At 42.6% G+C, this 20,973-nt stretch carries 20 protein-coding genes and 1 riboswitch; of the genes, 17 read left to right on the top strand and 3 right to left on the bottom strand.

From position 1 onward, the window contains the following. Positions 1 to 419: 419 nt before the first annotated feature. Positions 420 to 1,391: a transposase gene (locus L2729_RS14895; RefSeq protein ID WP_248988974.1), complete on the top strand. Its 972-nt coding sequence runs from the start codon at positions 420 to 422 to the stop codon at positions 1,389 to 1,391. A 348-nt stretch (positions 1,392 to 1,739) separates the two neighbouring features. On the opposite strand, the gene L2729_RS14890 is transcribed toward L2729_RS14895, so the two are convergent. Beyond that, positions 1,740 to 2,636, bottom strand: coding sequence for a LysR substrate-binding domain-containing protein (locus tag L2729_RS14890; RefSeq protein ID WP_248988973.1), 897 nt, complete (start codon positions 2,634 to 2,636; stop codon positions 1,740 to 1,742). A gap of 190 nt (positions 2,637 to 2,826) precedes the next feature. Between L2729_RS14890 and L2729_RS14885 the strand changes: the two genes are divergently transcribed. The 4 genes from L2729_RS14885 (at position 2,827) to L2729_RS14870 (ending at position 6,581) form a co-directional block, all read left to right on the top strand. Beyond that, positions 2,827 to 3,276, top strand: a complete 450-nt coding sequence (locus L2729_RS14885; protein WP_248988972.1) for a DoxX family protein — start codon at positions 2,827 to 2,829, stop codon at positions 3,274 to 3,276. A gap of 80 nt (positions 3,277 to 3,356) precedes the next feature. Beyond that, the gene (locus tag L2729_RS14880) at positions 3,357 to 4,316 is read left to right on the top strand and encodes a glutathione S-transferase family protein (protein ID WP_248988971.1); all 960 of its coding nucleotides are present in this window, start codon (positions 3,357 to 3,359) and stop codon (positions 4,314 to 4,316) included. Then, positions 4,316 to 5,026 (top strand): pirin family protein, encoded by a 711-nt coding sequence (locus L2729_RS14875; RefSeq protein ID WP_248988970.1) that lies wholly within the window; start codon positions 4,316 to 4,318, stop codon positions 5,024 to 5,026. Before L2729_RS14880 ends, L2729_RS14875 begins: the two co-directional genes overlap by 1 nt. Before the next feature lie 745 nt (positions 5,027 to 5,771). Next, positions 5,772 to 6,581, top strand: a complete 810-nt coding sequence (locus L2729_RS14870) for a RecX family transcriptional regulator (RefSeq protein ID WP_248988969.1) — start codon at positions 5,772 to 5,774, stop codon at positions 6,579 to 6,581. A gap of 118 nt (positions 6,582 to 6,699) precedes the next feature. Here L2729_RS14870 and L2729_RS14865 read toward each other — a convergent pair whose 3' ends face one another. Next, a complete protein-coding gene (locus tag L2729_RS14865; RefSeq protein ID WP_248988968.1) occupies positions 6,700 to 7,611 on the bottom strand; it encodes a LysR family transcriptional regulator in 912 nt (303 codons plus the stop codon). An 82-nt stretch (positions 7,612 to 7,693) separates the two neighbouring features. Between L2729_RS14865 and L2729_RS14860 the strand changes: the two genes are divergently transcribed. The 5 genes from L2729_RS14860 (at position 7,694) to L2729_RS14840 (ending at position 11,708) form a co-directional block, all read left to right on the top strand. Continuing rightward, positions 7,694 to 8,590, top strand: a complete 897-nt coding sequence (locus tag L2729_RS14860; RefSeq protein ID WP_248988967.1) for an SDR family oxidoreductase — start codon at positions 7,694 to 7,696, stop codon at positions 8,588 to 8,590. Beyond that, entirely contained in the window at positions 8,590 to 8,949 is a 360-nt protein-coding gene (locus L2729_RS14855) for a DoxX family protein (protein ID WP_248988966.1), read from the top strand. Before L2729_RS14860 ends, L2729_RS14855 begins: the two co-directional genes overlap by 1 nt. 259 nt (positions 8,950 to 9,208) lie before the next feature. Further along, positions 9,209 to 9,919: an SDR family oxidoreductase gene (locus L2729_RS14850; RefSeq protein ID WP_248988965.1), complete on the top strand. Its 711-nt coding sequence runs from the start codon at positions 9,209 to 9,211 to the stop codon at positions 9,917 to 9,919. A 46-nt stretch (positions 9,920 to 9,965) separates the two neighbouring features. Further along, entirely contained in the window at positions 9,966 to 10,652 is a 687-nt protein-coding gene (locus L2729_RS14845) for an SDR family oxidoreductase (RefSeq protein ID WP_248988964.1), read from the top strand. A gap of 174 nt (positions 10,653 to 10,826) precedes the next feature. Beyond that, positions 10,827 to 11,708, top strand: coding sequence for a LysR family transcriptional regulator (locus tag L2729_RS14840; protein WP_248988963.1), 882 nt, complete (start codon positions 10,827 to 10,829; stop codon positions 11,706 to 11,708). 85 nt (positions 11,709 to 11,793) lie between these two features. Here L2729_RS14840 and trhA read toward each other — a convergent pair whose 3' ends face one another. Beyond that, complete coding sequence (gene trhA / locus L2729_RS14835) at positions 11,794 to 12,483, bottom strand: PAQR family membrane homeostasis protein TrhA (RefSeq protein ID WP_248988962.1); 690 nt, start codon at positions 12,481 to 12,483, stop codon at positions 11,794 to 11,796. A gap of 376 nt (positions 12,484 to 12,859) precedes the next feature. Between trhA and L2729_RS14830 the strand changes: the two genes are divergently transcribed. The 7 genes from L2729_RS14830 (at position 12,860) to thiH (ending at position 20,868) form a co-directional block, all read left to right on the top strand. Then, positions 12,860 to 13,849, top strand: coding sequence for a hypothetical protein (locus L2729_RS14830; RefSeq protein WP_248988961.1), 990 nt, complete (start codon positions 12,860 to 12,862; stop codon positions 13,847 to 13,849). Positions 13,850 to 14,014: 165 nt separating this feature from the next. Continuing rightward, a riboswitch (TPP riboswitch) is annotated at positions 14,015 to 14,113 on the top strand. A 157-nt stretch (positions 14,114 to 14,270) separates the two neighbouring features. Next, positions 14,271 to 16,310 (top strand): phosphomethylpyrimidine synthase ThiC, encoded by a 2,040-nt coding sequence (gene thiC, locus L2729_RS14825; RefSeq protein ID WP_248988960.1) that lies wholly within the window; start codon positions 14,271 to 14,273, stop codon positions 16,308 to 16,310. 2 nt (positions 16,311 to 16,312) lie between these two features. Further along, positions 16,313 to 17,902: a thiamine phosphate synthase gene (thiE, locus tag L2729_RS14820; protein ID WP_248988959.1), complete on the top strand. Its 1,590-nt coding sequence runs from the start codon at positions 16,313 to 16,315 to the stop codon at positions 17,900 to 17,902. Continuing rightward, positions 17,889 to 18,713 (top strand): HesA/MoeB/ThiF family protein, encoded by an 825-nt coding sequence (locus tag L2729_RS14815; RefSeq protein ID WP_248988958.1) that lies wholly within the window; start codon positions 17,889 to 17,891, stop codon positions 18,711 to 18,713. Before thiE ends, L2729_RS14815 begins: the two co-directional genes overlap by 14 nt. 42 nt (positions 18,714 to 18,755) lie before the next feature. Then, complete coding sequence (gene thiS, locus L2729_RS14810; protein ID WP_248988957.1) at positions 18,756 to 18,959, top strand: sulfur carrier protein ThiS; 204 nt, start codon at positions 18,756 to 18,758, stop codon at positions 18,957 to 18,959. A 1-nt stretch (position 18,960) separates the two neighbouring features. Next, positions 18,961 to 19,725 carry a thiazole synthase gene (locus L2729_RS14805; protein WP_248988956.1) on the top strand — a complete coding sequence of 255 codons (765 nt, stop codon included), beginning with the start codon at positions 18,961 to 18,963 and terminating at the stop codon, positions 19,723 to 19,725. 36 nt (positions 19,726 to 19,761) lie between these two features. Next, positions 19,762 to 20,868, top strand: coding sequence for a 2-iminoacetate synthase ThiH (thiH, locus tag L2729_RS14800; RefSeq protein ID WP_248988955.1), 1,107 nt, complete (start codon positions 19,762 to 19,764; stop codon positions 20,866 to 20,868). The last annotated feature ends 105 nt before the right edge of the window (positions 20,869 to 20,973 follow it).

Genomic DNA, 20,973 nt, shown 5'->3' with positions numbered 1-20,973 from the left:
TGAAAATAAAGTTTAACATCCACCTTGACTCTTTGCACTTTTTTCAACCAATCTTATTTGTTTTTAAGGCGTTGCGACACCGTAAGCTTCCTACATTCCCTAATCAGAATTTCATGAATTAAAGCCTAAGCACTAACCCACTGATGTAAAGATGTGGGTTAGAGCAGGTGCCTATAAAAACGCCCAAAAGCGCTGGCAGTAAAGACGCGTTCATATGCCCGTTTATCTGCATCTACTTCTAACATTCATTCTAAAATACCAGCAGAGTTAACCGGGGCATACGTGGTTTTTTATCAAATCGTATTCAGGCACGGCGATACGGCTAGCGCGAACGACAATAATACATAGACAGCCATAGTTAATGGCCTCAATAGCGACCTTCTACTATGCTTTTAACGAGCATTTAACAAGGAGGTTGTATGCCGCGCCCCAGACGAACCCTCATTAGCATTGAAGACACGCCCTATTATCACTGCTGTAGCCGTGTTGTTCGGCGAGCTTTTTTGTGTGGTGACGATAAATACACTGGTAAGAACTATGACCATCGTCGTGGTTGGGTAGAGGAGCAAATACTTAAGCTCTCCGATGTGTTTGCTATTGATGTAGCGGCTTACGCAGTGATGAGTAACCATCTGCATATTGTGCTTTATATTGACCTAGAGACGGTGAACAACTGGTCAGATATAGAGGTTGTTTTACAATGGCATAAGCTATTTAACGGCACGGCACTAACGCAAAGATTCGTCAAAGGTGAAGTCATTGATGAGCATTTAGTGGTTCAACTCAAACACCTTATTGCTACCTATCGCTCAAGGCTCAGTGATATCAGCTGGTTTATGAGGTGCCTAAATGAGCCTATCGCACGCCAAGCCAATCTAGAGGACAACTGCACCGGGCACTTCTGGGAAGGGCGTTTCAAGTCGCAAGCTTTACTTGATGAAGCGGCAGTCCTTGCTTGTATGGCTTACGTTGAGCTCAATCCTATTCGAGCTAAGATAGCTAACACCCCAGAGCAATCAGACTTCACCAGTATCAAACTAAGAGTCAAAGCCGCTCTGAAAGGTGAGCAGCCCAAGAAACTATTACCTTTCATTGGTAACGAACGAGCACACCAGCCCAAAGGCATTACTTTCTCACTTAAAGACTACTTAATACTGGTTGATGAAACAGGCCGAGTTATTCGTGATGACAAGCGTGGAGCCATTTGTTCTAGTGCAGAAGATATTCTCACTAGGCTTAATATACCTGTCGCTAACTGGGTGAAAATGGTCACCGAATTCGGACAATTATTCCATGGCCCTGTGGGAACACTGCAAGAGCTGAGTGTCTATTGTGAGCATTTAGATAGACGGCGACGGCATTTTTCAAATAGCTGCCAATTTATACTATAGCGCTAAAGAGCAACCGCACCTTAGGCACCCATTCCCCTTTAAGTCATTCGTGGGGATTCCCCATGTATATAACCTCATAAATATCTATGTTTTTACTTAATATTTAGTATTTATCAATGTTTCCTTACTGGACATTTCTCAAATTCCTTCTTTAGCTGAGAGTCGTAACTGTTTGCTGTCACGAATGTTGTTATGTTATTGATTAACAATGGCTGGCTATCATTTTCACCCTTTGTTATGTTATTGATTAACAATGGCTGGCTGTCATTTTGGCTAAGGCGAACAACCGAAGAGCCTATTACCCTTTATTGTTTTACCCTTTTGCCATGTTGCTCAAAATTGCCCTTGTTACTTACATAGTGCTTTTTCTAATGCTGTGCGTAATTGTTGTAATCCTTTACCTTTGTTAACAACTTTCCATGCCATAAGTGAATCGCTGGTTTGTACTTGAGCGGTAAAAGGCACTGATACTAGATCACCACTTTTAAGAAATTTTTCAATTCTACTTCTAGGGAGAGAACCAATACCTATTCCCATGAGGATAGCTTCAATTTTTTGACTAATAGAAGACACATAAAAATTTAGACTGTTTTCTATCACGTTGGTTGAATGTGGTATTTCTATTTTTACTGAATCATGTACAACAACCGTTCTAAATTGACGTAAGTCATCTTTATTCAAAGGCGATTCAATTTGTAAAATTTCATGTGTTTTACAGGCGACAAAAATATGTTCCAAAGTACCAATATTAATTGACCGGATACCTTGTTGATTTGGCATAGGTCCTGAAGCACCTATAACTAAATCTACTTCATTATTTATCAGAGCCTCCCATGTACCGTTCATCACCTCTTCACGAATATCAACTTCAATTGAAGGGTATTGGTGAAGAAAATTGGAGATTACTTCAAAAATGAGTGTCGTGTTTAGAATTGAATCAACAGCAATTTTTATTTTTGGCTCCCACCCATGTGCAATGGTCTGGGTTTGTTCCGCTATTTTACTTACTGCACCTAACACTTTTCTCCCTTCGATTAATAGGTGCACTCCTGCGGGTGTTAGTACAGAGCGCCTTCCTTGCCGAACAAATAATGTAACCGATAATTGTTCTTCTAATTTTTGAACAATGTAAGACAGAGCAGAAGGCACTTTATTGAGTTGTTCCGCAGCAGCAGCAAAGCTACCACGCCTATCAATAGCGTCTAACACTAAGAGTGCTTCTAATGTTAAAGGGGATCTATACATTATGATTCCTACAAAAAACATACTTAATTATACGTTTTTATTTTTGTTCAAAATTTTTGAATGATTCTCACAAAATATAGGGGTGATTCGTTTTGAAAGCAAGCTATAGAATAGCTTCATCAAATAGCGGTAGCGAATAATTCCGCTTAATAGCGCTTTTAAAACCAACTTTAAACATTAAGAGAATATTATGACTACATCAAAAAATTCATCTACATTCAACAATATAATTAAAACAGACGCAACATTAGCAGCATTGCCTTTACGTATACTCGCCGGAATTATATTTGCCGCTCACGGTGCCCAAAAGCTTTTTGCTTGGTTTGGTGGTTACGGTTTAGAAGGTACTGGCCAATGGATGGATTCTATTGGTATGTCTCCGGGGTTCTTTATGGCTTTACTTGCCGGTAGCGCTGAATTCTTTGGTGGTTTATTACTTATTATTGGTCTACTAACAAGGCCTTCAGCCTTTGTATTAGCTATCACTATGATTGTCGCTATCTTAAGTGTTCATATCGGTAATGGTTTATTTCTGGCGACTAACGGTTATGAGTTTGGCTTGTCATTATTAGCGATTACACTTGCTTTGTTAGTTCAAGGTGGTGGTAAATACTCGGTTGATCACAAATTAAGCAAGTAATATACCTATAAATGCACTACGTATCTCGTAGTGCATTAACAATACACAATGAAAATAGTAACATTATTGAGGAGTAAATCATGGGGTTGATCGTTAACGGAAGGTGGGTTGAGCAATGGTACGACGAAGATTCAAAAGGAAACTTCAAACGTCCTGATAGTTGCTTTAGAAATACCATTTCAACTGACAGCAATAATGTATATCAACCAGAAGTAGGGAGATATCATTTGTATATTTCACTTGCTTGTCCATGGGCACATCGCACCTTAATTTTTAGAAACCTTAAAGGCCTAGAAGATATTATTAGTGTTAGTGTGGTTGAGCCTGAAATGTTAGAAAACGGCTGGGTATTTGGTGATAAAGGCGATCCATTATATAACTTAGAATATGCTTATCAACTTTACCTGAAGGCTGATAAAACTTATGAAGGCCGCGTAACGGTTCCTGTATTGTGGGATAAGAAAACACAAAGTATTGTTAATAATGAATCAAGTGAAATAATCAGAATTTTTAACACGGCATTTAATGACTTAACAACAAATACAGATGATTATTATCCTGAAGCGCTTCGTAGTGACATAGATAATAACAACGATAAAATATACAACAGTATTAATAATGGGGTTTATCGCTGTGGTTTTGCAACAACCCAAAGCGCTTATGAGACAGCATTTTATGATTTGTTTGAGGGCTTAGATTGGCTTGAAGACACGCTAGCTAAACAACGTTACCTCTTAGGGGACACCTTAACAGAGGCTGACTGGCGATTATTTGTTACTCTTATTCGTTTTGACTCTGTTTATCATGGCCATTTCAAATGCAATAGAAACAAATTAAGTGAGTTTCATCATATTAGTCATTATTTACGTGAGTTATACCAAGTACCTGGTGTTGCTGAAACGGTAGATATGGAATATATAAAAATACATTACTATGCAAGCCATACGTTAGTGAACCCTTCATTAATTGTTGCGAAAGGTCCAAAGCCTCAATTTGATTTACCTCATGAGCGCGATAGTCTTTTTATTAAGGGTAAATAATGATTAAACTTTATAAACATGCAGAATTGGGTAAAGCAAATCATGGTTGGTTAAAAGCAAACTACCACTTTAGCTTTGCCCATTACTATAATTCCAGACGCATGGGATTTGGAGCCTTAAGAGTTATCAATGATGATTGGGTAGAATCAGGTAGGGGTATACCTCCTCATCCCCACAAAAATATGGAGATCATTACTTTTGTTAGAACGGGTTCTGTAACACATGAAGATAGTGCAGGAAATAATGGTACGACAAAAAGCGGTGAAGTACAGGTAATGAGCGCGGGTTCTGGGATTACCCATTCAGAATATAATCGTTCAAATGGGCCTTTAACTCTTTATCAAATTTGGATTGAACCGAATGAACACAATGTTAAACCTAGATGGGATACAAAGTCTTTTCCAAGTAAAGTAAATAATAATGGTCTTTCATTACTCGTATCAGGCTATCCTGAAGATAAAAATGAAGCCTTATTTATTCATCAAGAAGCTAGGATTTATGGCGGTAAAGTTACTAAGGGTTCTCGTTTTGAACACCCGATTACACACCAAGCCTATGTGTTAGCTTCAAGTGGAAGATTTGAAATAATAACAGACAAAGCGGTGATCTTAAATAAAGGGGATGGAGCAGAAGTTACTAAAACGGCATCAATGGAAATTATTGCGCTAGAAGACTGTGAAATATTAGTGATTGATACACCTCAGTCATAATATAAGGGTTAGGAAAAAATACATCAGAAAATACATAGACAGGCATGATAAAAAGAGCGGGCATGATAAAAAGAGCGACTTTCCTTCAATGGTTAGTTGAGTTTGATCTTCTTTTTAGGTGTTTTAATACTCTGATTTATAATGGTTAAAGTTATTTTAGCTGTGAGATTTACACGGTCGGTAATTGTGGACACCCATAAGCTTTGAAGAAAACATAATACTGGCAGTGAAAAATTAGCCACTGTTAATGGCGGGATACCCGTAAAAAGTGTTTGCTCTCGACAGAGCCGGCCAATGGTATTACGCGGCAGAGCATAGAAAAGAAAGAACAGGCACATCTTTGCTGATTATGACCATCCTTAATTAGGCTTTCGTGATCCGATTTTTCACTGCTTAGTTAAGGATGGCATTCATGAATGTTTGAGATACTTGTTCTAATCAACACCAGTTAATTTAGACTGAATACTCTAAGCCATTTTGTCCAGATGTGGGTTAGGGCAGGTGCCTATCACAGCAGGTGCCTATAAAAACGCCCAAAAGCGCTGGCAGTAAAGACCCGTTCATATGCCCGTTTATCTGCATCTACTTCTAACATTCATTCCCAAATACCAGCAGAGTTAACCGGGGCATACGTGGTTTTTTATCAAATCGTATTCAGGCACGGCGATACGGCTAGCGCGTACTCAACAACCGAGGGATCTGCTACACTGCTTTTGGTTATTTTTTAATTAAAGATCAATTTCTTATGCAGCGCCAACCATTACGTCAAGCCAAAACTATCGATAACGTTTTTAATAGCGCCTATTGGCACCTTGGTCAGCAAGATTTTACCATTAATGAAATTCGGACCAAGCTGGAGCGGAAAACCGAAAACCAAGAATGGATTGATATCGTCCTCGCCAAACTAATAGAGAACGAATATTTAAAAAATGACTTTGACTTTGCGGTGCGCTATTGCGAGGTAGCCTTTAATAATGAACTCGGTAAAGGCGCGATAAGACGTAAGTTGCAACTGCGCGGCATTCCCGTTACCGACATTGATACCGCGATTGAGCAAGTAATGGACGAGCAAAAAGTCGATGCGTTTGAGATGGCCACCTCTAGGCTGTTAAGTAAGTTTGATAACTTTTATGGCACCAACAAAGAAAAGGTCTATACGCAGATGACCACTAAAGGTTTCTCTCGCGTAGAAATAGATCACGCATTATCACAACATCCAGAGCGTGAAACACTGCGCAGTAAATTAGCGGTGAAAGCAGACAAAGTCGACTTAACAACGGAAATAATCAAGCTATTTAATAAAGGTAAAGGCGAAACCTTGATCCTACAAGAATTAAAGCAGCGACTGATTGATGTCAGTGACTTTGAAAATACGGTGTACAAATTAACGCTATCAGAAGATGTCGACTTTTATCAAAGTTGTAAAAAAGAGTTGGCGAAAAAGCGCTATGACTTATCGGACTATAAAGGAAAGTCGAAAGCGTACGCTTATTTATCCCGCAAAGGATTCGGCAGTGATGAAATAAAAGAAGCAATGAATCCGGATGATGACTAACGAAAAAAAACAGCTAAGCTACTCAGTATTGCGATTTTAAATATTGCAGATAGTAATATCGATAAATACCTAATACTTGGCACCGTAGCGCGGTAGACGCTGCTACTTCAATCTCCCGCTATTTTATATCCACGAAAGCATCACTAATTTTATCGCGGATCCATTTATGTAACTGATCGTTTTGGTGTCTTTCATGCCACACACCACGGATGGTCAGTGCCGGTAAAGTAAATGGACAGGCCTTGATTGTGAGTCCATACAGTTGATTTCCATGCCTTGCAATCGATTGAGGTAAGAAGGCTATCAATTTGGTATTCGGTAATAATGCTAACTGCAAATTGAGGGTTTCGGCATAAAGGCCTATTTTCCGTTGCGGTAGACCTGCACTTTTGCCGTATTGGAAGATGGGATCGTCTTGATCATCTAGTAAGCTGGATTTGATATGAGGGTAACGAAAAATCGCCTCTGGATTCCAATTATTCAGCACTGGATTCTGTTTATCGAGCAAACAAACTAAGGCTTCATCGATAAGGCGTTTCTGCATAAAGCGGGGGTTGGCTTCCAATCCTGCGCCAATGATCATATCTAACTTAGCATCATCTAGCTTTTGATAAGCTCTTTTGTCCAGTATTTGCACATCAAAAATAACGTTAGGTGCCTCAGCATTGATTGCGATGAATGCCTTTGAAAGGTATGACGCGACAATAAAGTCATGGGTCTGAATACGGAAATGAGCATGGGCTTGTGCAAGATCCAAGGTTTTTGGTGTTAGCAAAATATCGATTTCACTGAGAATAAATCTGAGTTTACCTGATAACTCAAGTGCCCGTGATGTCGGTTCTAGTCCTTTAGCATTGCGTATGAAAAGAGGATCGTTAAAAGCACTTCTCAGCCGCGAAAGAGTGTGACTCATTGCTGACTGGGTGACATTCATTTTCAGTGCCGCTCGTCCTACATGTCGTTCTTCAAGCAACGCACGCAGAGATTTAAGCAGATTAAGATCGACCTTACTAAGATGATTTGTATTCATAATGGTTATTAGTTGTAATCAGTACAATTAATAATGATGCAGGTCTACACTCTTTTCAACCCCAAAAAATGGAAAGAGTAATATGAATATATTAATTACGGGTACCAGCAGTGGTTTTGGTCGAGAAATGGCAATAGCCCTTGCGCAATCTGGTCACCGTGTTTATGCCGCAATGCGTTGTCTGAAAGGAAAAAATAACACCAGCGCAGCAGCCTTTATGGACTTATCTGAAACGCTAGAAGGACAAATCATTCCTCTGGAAATGGATGTGACGTCCGATGCTTCAGTAGAAAATGCGTTGGTTACTGTTGCGAATGACTTGTCTGGCACGCTTGATGTGGTGATTAACAACGCTGGCTGTTATATCGGAGGACTGAATGAAACATTTACCTCCTCACAAGTTCAGCAGATGTTTGATACCAACCTGCTAGGGCCACTGCGCGTGATGCGAGCGGTATTACCCACGATTCGCCAGCAGGGTAAAGGGACTATCATTAATGTTACCAGTAGTCTCTCAAATTTTGTACTGCCTCTAAGTGGTCTCTATACGGCGAGTAAAACAGCGCTGGAGACCGTCACCGAAAGTTATGCTTATGAGCTGGCACCGCTTGGTATTGAAACCCTTATCGTGCAACCCGGAGCTTTTAATACTGGCATCATGGAAAAATCACATGCCCCAGATGAGAGTGAACGCGCTAGCGGGTACGGGGCCACGCTGAATCAAACAGAAAATATGATCCAACAATTTATGGCATTGGTTCAGGATAGCTTTTTCAATAACTCCCCCAAGATGGTTGCCGATTCAGTCGTGGCCTTACTAGAGCGTCCTTATGGTAGTCGGCCTTTTCGAACTCTGGTGGATCCTTCAGTTCTAGGAGGACAAGTGGCGATGTTAAATGATCAGCTTGAACATGCTCAACAGACATTTCTTAAATCAGTCAATATTGAACATATGGCTAACATTCAGGAGGCTCAATAATGGATACCTTAATGACCGTCATTATCAGTGTACTTTCGGCTTTTTTCATCTTTGCAGGCTCCATCAAATTGCTGGGCTGGCAGAAAATGATCTTCGACAAGCAGCTTGAGTTTTTTCATTCCTACGGATTAAACCGCCAGATAATGGCTTTGGTAGGGATCATAGAGCTGATTGGGGCGACAAGTATCTGGTTTCAAAGCAGTATATTAGGAACTCTGGGGGCCGCGTTGCTATCAGCGACGTCTCTTGGGGCTATCTTTTTTCACCTGCGTTTCGATACTTGGAAAGATGGCATTCCAGCAATAGTTACCTTGATACTCTCTGGCGTTGTCATCTTTCTTGGCTACTTCATTAATTGAATAGTCATCTTCACAATATCTTGAGCCATTAACGCTGACAGGCACCATTAATGGCTACGATGACATTGGCGCTAGAGACACCTTCTAGAACGGTGTTTATTGTGCTGAGGCTGAGTTTGAGTTTGACTCATGGTGTCGGAATATCACTTCATCGTTGTCTTTTAAGCAATCATGCTTTGTTTTTTGCCATCTTCTAAACGTTTATGGCAAAAGATATTATTTTAATCCTTAAACCACTTACAGAAATTAATGGATAAAAATGAACACTATCAAAACAGCAACTGTCGCCTCATGTTTTTCAGTGACCGCCAAAATCATCATCAAAAATCTTATTGCATCTGGCACTCAAGTCGTCGCTTTTGGGCGTAAAGGGGATGAGCTAAGAGCTGAACAAATGGAAGCTAAATACGATGGAAAGCTCACCGTTCTTCTTGGTGACCTTTCAAATGAAGCAGAAAGTAAGGCTCTTGTAGCAAAAACAATTGGCATTCTAGGTAAAATCGAGGCGCACTACCATTGTACTGGTATTTACACGTGGAGACATTGGAAGGACATCGAAGTTAAAGAAGTTGAGCAACTATTCAATGCGAATTTTATGACTGCTTTTGTGTTTGGTCGTGAAATTTTTAACACGATGGAAAGAAACAATGGCGGTTCTATCATGTTTGTCTCTGCTCGCGACACTATTCGCAACATTCCAGCGGGTTTTGGGCCATATATGGCCTCTAAATTGGCATTGAATGGCCTTGTCGAAAGTATGGCGGCCGAAGGTGTGGAATATGGCATTAAGATAAATGCCGTACTGCCCACGATTATTGATACTGACGTTAACCGAATGGCGATGCCAGATATTGATCCCGCTAATTGGGTTGATCCAGCAGAGATGGCAGAATTAATGATTGAACTTACTCAACCAACAAAAACGAACCTCAGCGGTGCTCTTATAGCATTTAATGCGAAAATGCATTAATACGACTACTGCAACGTCCACTCTGTTAACCATTAGTAAGGTCAAAATGAACAAACATGCAGTTGTAACCGGCGCTTCAAAAGGTATTGGTAAAGCGGTCGCTAAATATCTAGCCACTCAAGGCTATGAGTTGACGCTAATTGCGAGAAACAGTGATGCATTGAATCAAGTGCGTACTGAAATTCATTCAGTCTTCCCCAGTTTGAGCGTTGATGTTCACTCTATTGACTTGTCTGATGACAAGAACGCTTATGAAAAGCTTGTTACTATCGCTCAAACATTAAATAGAATTGATATTGTTTTCAATAATGCCGGTGTGTTTACCTTGGGTACGTTAGATATCGATGTGGATGATTTTTCCAATATGATCGATATTAATGTTAAAGGCTTATTTATTGTTGCTAAGGCGTTTTGTAATGAAATGAAACGACAAAAACACGGATATATATTCAATTTAGGCTCTATCGCAGGTAAGCAGACCTTTGCTACGGGGGGCGGCTACTGCGCTTCAAAATACGCAGTGCTTGGCTTTAATGGTTCATTACATCAAGAGCTAAAACCATACAATATTAAGGTTACAGCACTTTGCCCTGGTGTGGTTGATACGGATATGACCAAAGCCTTTGATACACCAAAAGAGCAGAAGATGGGGACGGACGAAATAACCAAGGCAATCGACTATTTACTAAGTTGTGGGCCTAATACACATGTTGAAACGTTGGATCTAACTTAGCTGTTAATGTGAATCTAAATTGCGATTTCAACGTTTAGGTTCGATCGGCACACTAAGACGTGTCGTTAATATTTGGCTTGTACTTAACGTATAAAAGTTTTGTGATTTACGTACAGAACTTTTATTTTTACCATTGTGAAGTTTTATCTTCATATACCGCGAGTGACGAATTAAATGATGAAACGCTTACAATATTTTAATGCTGTTGTTGAGGCTAAAAGCATTTCGGAGGCCAGTCGTATTTTTGATGTGCAACCCTCTTCAATTTCTCGGCAGCTTGCAGTATTGGAAAATGACCTCGGGGTTAGGCTGATTAATCGTAATAGTCGCAGTATATCCCTGACTGAAGCGGGCAATCGGTTCTACGGCTATTCTAAGCAAATAGTGTCTGAACTAGATGAAGCCAAGCGGGTCGTTAATGACTTACAGGCCATTCCAAAAGGCATGCTAAATATCAGTACTACCGTGGGGTTTGGAGAAGCCATTATCCTTCCCTTAATTCCAGCCTTTAAAGCCCAATATCCCGACATTAATTTGAGAATAGAAATTAGCGAGAGAGTTGTTGATCTAATAGAAGAAAATATTGATGTTGCTATTCGAAGCGGTAGTCTAGCTGATTCTTCAATGATCGCTAAAAAATTGTCCACAAATGATTTTGTATTATGCGCTAGCCCAAGGTATTTGAAAGAAAATGGCACTCCGTTGGTACTGGAAGACTTAGCGAACCACCTTTGTATAAAGCATGGTTATGCCGGTTGGGGGAGCTGGTTTTTAAAAGGTGAACAATTACAAAAAATAGAGATTGGAAACGCTATGGAAATCAATACGGTTAATGGCCAAAAGCAAATGATTTTGAACCATGGTGGGTTAGCTTTAATGCCGTCTTGGGCTGTGAAGAAAGCATTGCTCGATGGTGAGCTTACGCAAGTTATGCATAATCACAGCTTTTGTCCACATGGAAAAGATACGTCAGTTTATGCTGTTTTTCTAAGGCGAGAGCTTATTTCGCCTAAAATTAGGGTGTTTCTGGATTTTTTGAAAGACCACTTAGTGTAATAACTTTTATCTCATTCTTGCCCAGATAAGCATTAAGTCGTTAGTCTCTAATTGTCATTACACAATGCAGACTATTTATACGCGATTAAATGACCGTTAAGTAAACGCAGAGGAAGTGGCTAATGGCGCCACCTAATACAAACAGGTGCCATATCGCGTGGTTGTAGGGAATGCGTTTAGCAACATAAAAAACAATCCCTAGACTGTAAAATAACCCGCCAATAATGAGAAGGTTAAAGCCTAATGGCGACATTCCAGCAATTAACTCTTTCATCACCGTGACACAGAGCCAACCCATGGCAAGGTACAAGACGAGACTGAAGACTTTAAAGCGAGTGATAAAGAGTGTTTTGAAAAGAATGCCTCCGATTGCCAATGACCAAATGGCAATGAGCACTAAGTTGGCATTTCCGTTGCCATTTTCATTTTCTAAACTAATCAGCATTAAAGGGGTGTAGGTACCCGCTATCAACAGGTAGATGGCACAATGGTCAGCGATTTTTAACTTATGCTTCAAGGCTTTATCTGTTGCGCTATGATATAGGGTTGAGCAAAGAAATAGCAAAATAATGCTGCCGCAATAAACCACTACACCCGCCATTTGAACAAAAGTTAATTGCTCATAGCCTTTTAAAATACACATAATCAAGCCGATAACACCTGCCACAACGCCTAGCCCATGACTTAAGCTGTTTGCTAGCTCTTCTTTTACGCTATAACTAGCACTTGATACTAGGGTTTGCTTTGGCGACAAGGTTGATTGTTGAGTAGACATAAGGCGTAAATGACTTCTGGTTTGACCACGATTAGCTGCAGTGTATCAGCTTTAATGATAATAGCCATAGTTTAGCGTACACGTGTTAGCTTAAAAACGTCCCAATGGAATTACCGTTACATTAGCGATGATTAATGATAAAAAACAGACACTAACACTAGATGTTGAACTTTTGTAATAAAGCGGCCTCTAATGTTTTAAGTGATTATTATTCATTGATAAATTATCCTAATTAACCACGCTCAAACAAGCTTCATGTTAAATAAATTAGCATGATAAATCGTTAAAAATAACGCCATTATTAATGGTTAACCTTGTCTTCTCATGGCGTTAATTGAACCTTATGGACTATAGAGTTATTCATCGGATGAAACCAGTGAGCAGATCCGCAGTACCTGTTTCTAGTGCGTTCGCAGCAGAGCCTGGCAAAGGGCAACCTCTGCTCTGTTTATCGGTAAGCACTGAGCCCGTCAGTGGCACTTTGGCGGTCATTAGGGCTGATAAACAGTTTGAGCTTTCGGGTAGCCATCATCTATTTGAACCTATGTTTGGTATCAACACCGCGGCTGAATTAACCTCTATCTCTGAAGTCGTTGTTGAGCCGGATAATCGTGATAAAGGCGGCGTGAAACGCTCATCAGCCTCGCGTTCATCTCAGCTGCTTCGATTATTCATATGGGTTATTTTACTGCACCTTGTATTGATTGGGTTTATTAATCAGCTTTGGGTGAGACAAACGCTAAAGGTTACAACTGTTGCCCCAATCAAAATCCAATCATACCTGTATGTCGAACCTAAACCGGTAAAAGGTGAGGTGGTGGATACCATCGACAGCTCAACAACTAAGGTGAGATCACAAAGTCATTTACCAACAGATAGCGACAACCCCACCGATCCTGACGAACTTGTCGAGACATTGCCAGTGATAGAAACCGCGATTGAGGCCGACAACACTATTGAAGCCATACTGCCGACGAACATTCCTCGCCGTAGTGCAATGGCTATTGCTCAATCCTATCTTCAACGAAAAAATGATGCCGCACTAGATGCACTTATTGTCGATAAAGCCAATGAATATAGCGGGCCGCACTCATTGAGTGAGATGGATGGTGGCATGGTAGAGTTAATTTTTCCTGAGGTAGATGAGTACAGCAAAATCCCCACGACAGACCATCGACTCGATCCAAACCGCATCGTACGTCGCGGCGATACCTGCTTTCGAATAGTACAGGTGCCAACCCAAATTAACCCTTACGCAGAAAACATCGGCTATCCCTTCAACTGCGGTGGCGATAAAGTTAAAAAAGCAATTAACGACGCTATCTCAGCACGATTAGAAAAGAGAATGATTAGCCGAAAACAGTAGTTTTTGAGGTGATAATTTTTCATGGTAAATAGCATTTAAACATGAATTGTTAAGTTATTTACTTTATTATCAATAGGCTATGAGTCAATTAAAACATTTGCCATGACAGAGGTTTGTGAATTATTTGTACTTGTTTCTTAGTCACGGTTAGGCTTATACTGCCGGCTCAACTTGTCGGAGTGCCATATGGCTGAGACCGTTTATTCGGGATCCGTTGAACCTGATCAGGCTAGAACCTGCGTAGGTAACAAGCGAAATAACTGCATCATGAGGCTGGTTAAAAACCGCTAGCAGATCTTATTTCGGTAGTTAAGTGTAATTTTAATGGGTGCTATTGTGCCGTTTGAAATTGTGCATTCAACTTTTTACATTCTCATCTCTCCTGACAAGCAACTTCATTTTTATAATAGTGAGTTTGCTAATGTCTAAACGCCGCGAAACCCGAGCTCAAGCTCAACAGTTCATTGATAACCTAAAACCGTTACAACACCCAAATTCTGAGAAGATCTATCTCCAAGGTAGTCGTGTCGATCTTAACGTCGGTATGCGGCAAATTCATCAAGCGGATACCTTGATTGGTGGAGACGAAAGCGATCCTAAATTTGAAAAAAACCCACCGCTTAAAGTCTACGACTGTGCCGGAGCATATTCGGATCCTGATGCGATAATAGATGTTCGCATAGGGCTGAATAAGTTTCGTAATGATTGGATCGTTGAGCGTAATGACACTGAACAGCTCGATGGTGTCACCTCTGGTTTTACCCAGCAAAGGTTAGCCGATGATGGTTTAGACCACCTTAGATTTGAATCCTTACTGCCACCGCGTAAAGCGAAAGAGGGCAAGCGCGTTACTCAGCTTTATTACGCCCGCCAAGGGATTATCACTCCTGAAATGGAATATATCGCTATTCGTGAAAATATGGCGATGGCGGATGTTACCGATCCTATTCTGACTCAAAAAGATAAAGGCGAAAGCTTTGGCGCGACGATTGGCGAGCCCATCACCGCTGAATTTGTACGCAGTGAAATCGCCCGTGGTCGCGCAATTATTCCGATAAATATTAATCACCCAGAAGCTGAACCTATGATTATAGGTCGCAATTTCTTGGTAAAAGTAAACGCCAACATTGGTAATTCAGCAGTGACGTCTTCGATTGAAGAGGAAGTTGAAAAGCTGGTTTGGTCAACCCGTTGGGGCGCAGATACTGTGATGGATCTGTCTACTGGCCGTTATATCCATGAAACTCGCGAATGGATCATCCGTAACTCGCCAGTGCCAATTGGAACCGTGCCAATCTATCAAGCGTTAGAAAAAGTGAATGGCGTAGCTGAAGATCTTAATTGGGAAACGTTCCGCGATACCTTGATTGAACAAGCAGAGCAGGGCGTTGATTACTTTACTATCCATGCTGGGGTATTGCTGCGCTACGTGCCGATGACGGCAAAACGCCTTACTGGCATAGTGTCTCGTGGCGGTTCGATAATGGCGAAATGGTGCTTATCGCATCATAAAGAGAATTTCCTTTATCAGCACTTTATCGATATTTGCGAGATCTGCGCTGCTTACGATGTGTCATTATCTTTAGGCGATGGTATGCGTCCAGGTTCAATTGCCGATGCTAATGATGAAGCCCAATTTGCTGAACTTGAAACCTTGGGTGAGTTGGTCAAGATTGCGTGGCAGTATGATGTGCAGACCATTATTGAAGGGCCAGGTCATATTCCGATGAACCTTATCAAGGAGAATATGGACAAGCAGTTGGACGTATGTGACGAAGCGCCTTTCTATACTTTGGGTCCGCAAACGACGGATATTGCGCCGGGTTACGACCACTTCACTTCAGGGATTGGTGCGGCGATGATCGCTTGGTATGGCTGTGCGATGTTGTGCTATGTCACGCCGAAAGAACATTTAGGCTTACCCAATAAAGATGATGTTAAGCAGGGGCTTATCGCTTATAAAATAGCAGCTCATGCCGGCGATGTCGCTAAAGGTCATCCAAGTGCTCAAATTCGCGATAATGCGCTATCGAAAGCCCGTTTTGAATTCCGCTGGGAAGATCAATACAACTTAGGATTAGATCCTGAAACGGCCCGTGCCTATCACGATGAATCACTGCCGCAAGAGTCAGCCAAAGTGGCCCATTTTTGCTCTATGTGTGGACCGAAATTCTGTTCAATGAAGATCACTCAAGAAGTACGTGATTACGCCGCAGCGCAAGAAAAACTCGGCTTAGCCGCAGCGAAACCTGTTGAAGTGAAAACGCCAGCAGAGTACCGAGCATCGGCTGAGCAAGCGCACTCTGCTCGCGTTGATGCCAATAGCACTGATCTTTCAGCCACCGCCATTGACGATGGCATGGCGCAAATGTCGGCGCAATTTAAAGCCCAAGGTGCTGAGTTGTACCATGAGGCCATCACGAATGGCTCCGCTGTCAAAGATGCAGTTACTGAGGAGTAAGCATGGCTGAGGTGAATAACCGTCAGCCAGGCTTGGATAATCGTCCACGAGTGTGGACGATTGCCGGTTCTGACAGCAGTGGTGGGACGGGCATTCAAGCTGACTTGGCCACCCTGTCAGATCTTGAGTGTCATGCTTGCTGCGTGATAACCGCGCAAAGCTCGGTCACTGTGGCTGCGGTTGAAGCGGTATCAGCCACAATGCTGATTGTGCAACTTGATACGTTAGCGGCGGATCTCAAACCCGCTGCGATTAAAATAGGATTGCTTGCTGATCAGGCGCAAATCAATTTACTCGCAACGTGGCTAGCCAGTGCGTTAGCACAATGGAAAAGTGCTGGGGTGGTGGTGCCGGTTATTTTGGATCCTGGGATGGTGGCAACGTGCGGAGACACCCTTACCAAAGGTAGCACACTGGATTTTAGTCCGTTCAAAGCTTTGCTAACCTTGATCACCCCCAACGTAAGTGAGTTGGCCATTTTAGCCGGACGTCAATTATTAACCGCAACGGATAGCGTGCAGGCTGCAATTGGGTTGTCGCATGCTTTGGCTACCTCGGTGCTGGCTAAAGGTGGAGACCGAGGGCCAGTTTGGCAACATGATAAAGCCGTTGATCTGTTGGTTTGTCATCAAGTGGATGGGATCTCAAGCCTGCATCAGAATCAGTCATTCTGGCTGAGTTCAACTCGTGTCGATAGCGGCAATAATCACGGCACGGGTTGTATATTGTCATCGGCCATCGCTGCGGTAATGGCGCAGAGCTTTGTGCTCAACGATGCGGTTGTGGTTGCAAAAGCGTATGTGTCGCAAGGTTTGCTGCACCGTTATCAGAGCGGCAATGGAGTGGGGTGTTTAGCGCACTGCGGTTGGCCAAATGATTTGGCGTCCTATCCGATCATTGAGCAACTTGCGGCATCATTGAATGCGCCGCCTACCAATGACAAGCAGGTTTATACGTTCAAAAAAATAGCAGAGCCGTTAGGCGTTTATCCTGTGGTTGCTGAGATTGATCTTTTACAACAACTCCTCCGCGCCGGAGCTAGCACGATTCAGTTGCGCGTAAAAGATGGCAACGATCCTTTGCTGGAACAGAAAATCGTTCAGGCGATTGGGTTAGGGCGAGACTATAGCGCGAAAGTATTCATCAATGATCACTGGCAACTGGCCATAAAACATCAAGCCTATGGGGTGCATTTAGGTCAAGAAGATCTGGTTGAAAGCAATCTACAGTTACTCAGTGAGGTAAACGTTGCACTGGGTTTATCCAGTCATAGTTACTTTGAAATACTGTTGGCTAAACAGCATAATCCCTCCTATATCGCCTTTGGGCATATTTTTCCCACCACCACTAAGCAGATGCCATCGGCGCCTCAAGGGTTAAATAAGCTCGCTCGCTATGTAGAACTGATGCAAGGCGTACTGCCTATTGTCGCGATTGGCGGCATTGATGCCAGTAATCTTGCGGCAGTGAAAGCCAGTGGTGTGGATGATGTTGCGGTCGTACGGGCAGTGACCGATGCCGATGCACCAGCAACAGCGTATCAAACATTGGTTGCTGAATGGGTGTTGGGAGCAAGTTATGGCGCTGACTGATCAAGCATTTATGCAGTATTCACGGCAAATTCTACTGCCTGAAGTGGGTGAGCATGGGCAAAGCAGGTTAAGTCAGTCTCATGTTCTCATCGTGGGGGTGGGCGGCTTAGGTAATTTGGCAGCACAGTACTTGGCCGCCGCTGGCGTGGGTCGGATAAGCCTAATCGATGGCGATAGGATTGAGCGCTCTAATCTGCCGAGGCAACTGCTATTTACCAGCGACGATCTTGGCGGCAACAAAGCTGATGTGGCAGCCCAAAAGCTAATGCGAGCTTACCGTGATTGCCACATCCATTGTTATCAACACTATTTGACGGCAGACAGTGCCGCCACGGTATTTAATAACCGTTACCACGCTATCGACTTAGTGTTGGACTGCTCAGATAATTTCGCGGCTAGGCAGCTTGTTAATCAGCTGGCCATAGAACATAAAGTCACCTTGGTATCAGCTTCTGCTGCGCACTTTCAAGGTCAGTTATTAAGTGTTAATCAGCAGATTTCTCCCGATACAGGCTGTTATCACTGCTTATATCCAAGCGACATGAGCGTGAGTCAAACCTGTCAAACGGTCGGCGTGCTTGGGCCTATGGTCGGTAGTTTAGCGTCAATGCAGGCATTAATGAGCTTAAACCTCTTGCTGACTCATGATGCAACAGCAGAACTCCCACCAATAGCTGTGCAGTCTCGTTGCATGGATAGCCGTCAGTTGTTAGGTCAATTATACCGATTCGATGGTGCAAAATTCACTTGGCGGCAAGCAACACTGGCACGGGACCCTGATTGTACGGTGTGCAGGGTTCATGAGCGGTAAACCGTGAGCAATCTAAAGATGAGAGATTTAGGAGATAGACAGATGATCAGCATTGTACTCAATGATGAAGTTGTAACCGTTTCAATTGGAACATCACTTGTTAAGGTATTGGAACACCAAGCCATTGAACTCGATGCGGTGGCGTTGGCGCTAAATGCTGAAGTGGTACCGAAAAGTCGTTGGCCACATATTGTCTGTCAGCAGGATGATAAGTTGGACGTGTTTTCAGTTGTTGCAGGAGGTTAATGTGTTAAGAATTGGCGATACAGAGTTTAGTTCACGCTTGTTTACGGGGACGGGTAAATTTTCTCAAGCATGCGACATGCTTGCAGCCGTGAGTGCATCGCAATCTCAACTGGTGACCTTGGCTGTTAAGCGACTGGACTTAAAGACTGGTAGTGACAATATACTAAAACCACTGCAAGACAGCGGGGTAAAACTGCTGCCAAATACTGCAGGCGCTCGTAATGTGAAAGAGGCCATTTTTGCGGCGCACTTGTCTCGAGAAATGTTAGGCACTAACTGGATAAAGCTTGAGATCCATCCCGATCCAAAGTATTTAATGCCCGATCCTATTGAAACCTTAGCGGCGGCGCGTATTTTATGCGAGCAAGGCTACGTGGTATTACCTTATGTGCATGCCGATCCTGTCTTGTGTCGACGTTTAGAAGAGGTGGGCTGCGCTGCAGTGATGCCACTTGGCAGCCCTATTGGTTCAAACCAAGGTTTAGCGACCGAACCGTTTCTTAAAATCATTATTGAACAGTCAAATGTGCCAGTTGTGATTGATGCGGGGATTGGCGCACCGTCGCAAGCGACCAGAGCAATGGAGCTGGGCGCGGATGCTGTATTGGTTAACACGGCCATTGCCAGTAGTGCAGATCCTGTGGCGATGGGCCGCTGCTTTGCACAGGCCGTTGCGACGGGCAGAACGGCTTATTTGGCTGGGCTTGGTGTTATTTGCCAACAGGCAAATAACACCAGTCCGCTCACGGGGTTTTTAAATGTTTAACGCTAACGGCCTTGAGCATAATCAAAAGGCGGCTTTATGAGCTTTGTCGATGAATTTAAAAAGTTGTCCCGCAGTGAGTTACAAATGTCGCTGTATTCGACGACAAAGCAAGAGGTTGAACGCGCGTTGCAGAGTCCTGCGGGCGATCTCAATAGTCTGCTGGCATTACTGTCTCCCGCGGCTGAAGATTATATTGAAGAGATGGCGCAACGCTCTGCTGCACTGACGCGACAGCGTTTTGGTGCCAGCCTGGGGATGTATATTCCGCTGTACCTTTCAAATCTATGTGCTAACGAATGTGATTACTGTGGTTTTACCATGAGTAATAAGCTTAAACGTAAAACGCTGTCAGAAACTGAACTGCTTAAAGAGATGTCTTTAGTGAAACAGATGGGCTACGACGCTATTCTTTTAGTGTCGGGTGAGCATGACACTAAAGTCGGCTTACCCTATTTTAAGCAGATGTTACCGCTGGTAAAGCAGCAGTTTAGTCATGTTGCAATGGAAGTTCAGCCGTTGCAGCAGAGCGACTATGAGTCGTTGATAGAAGATGGGCTTGATGCTGTGATGCTCTATCAAGAAACCTATAATCCACTGACGTATGCTAAGCATCACACGCGAGGCAAAAAGAAAGACTTTAGTTATCGTCTTGAATCCCCAGAGCGAGTGGCACAAGCCGGGGTTGATAAGATAGGTTTAGGCGTTTTACTTGGCCTTGATGACTGGCGTTCAGATGCGCTGTTGATGGGACATCATCTTGCGTATTTAGAGAAAACCTACTGGCGCAGCCGTTATAGTATTTCACTGCCGCGTTTAAGGCCTTGTACTGGTGGCATTTCACCTAAAGTGGAGTTAACAGATAAAGGCTTAGTGCAAATGATCTGCGCATTCAGGTTATTTAATCAGCAATTAGAAATAAGCTTATCAACCCGTGAAACACCAGCGCTGCGAGATAATCTATTTGCACTAGGGGTGACCAATGTGAGTGCGGGCAGCTCAACCCAACCTGGCGGCTACGACGAGCCCAATTCACAATTAGACCAATTTGAGATAAGTGATGAGCGTAGCCCTCTGCAAGTTGCTCAAGCGATAAGTGCGCGAGGTTTAAATCCAGTATGGAAAGATTGGGAAGCCGGTTGGTAATGTCTTTGTCATAATGATGACCCGATTTCATCCTGATGGAGATAGATAGAGTTCAATATAGAAATCTGAATATTGAGAGTTTAATAAATAGTGCATTTATAGATG

Origin of the sequence: Shewanella gelidimarina (assembly GCF_023283945.1) — a bacterium.
Taxonomy (GTDB): Bacteria; Pseudomonadota; Gammaproteobacteria; order Enterobacterales; family Shewanellaceae; genus Shewanella; species Shewanella gelidimarina.
The sequence above is the reverse complement of the archived record's forward strand: the minus strand, read 5'-3'. Positions and strand labels throughout refer to the sequence as shown.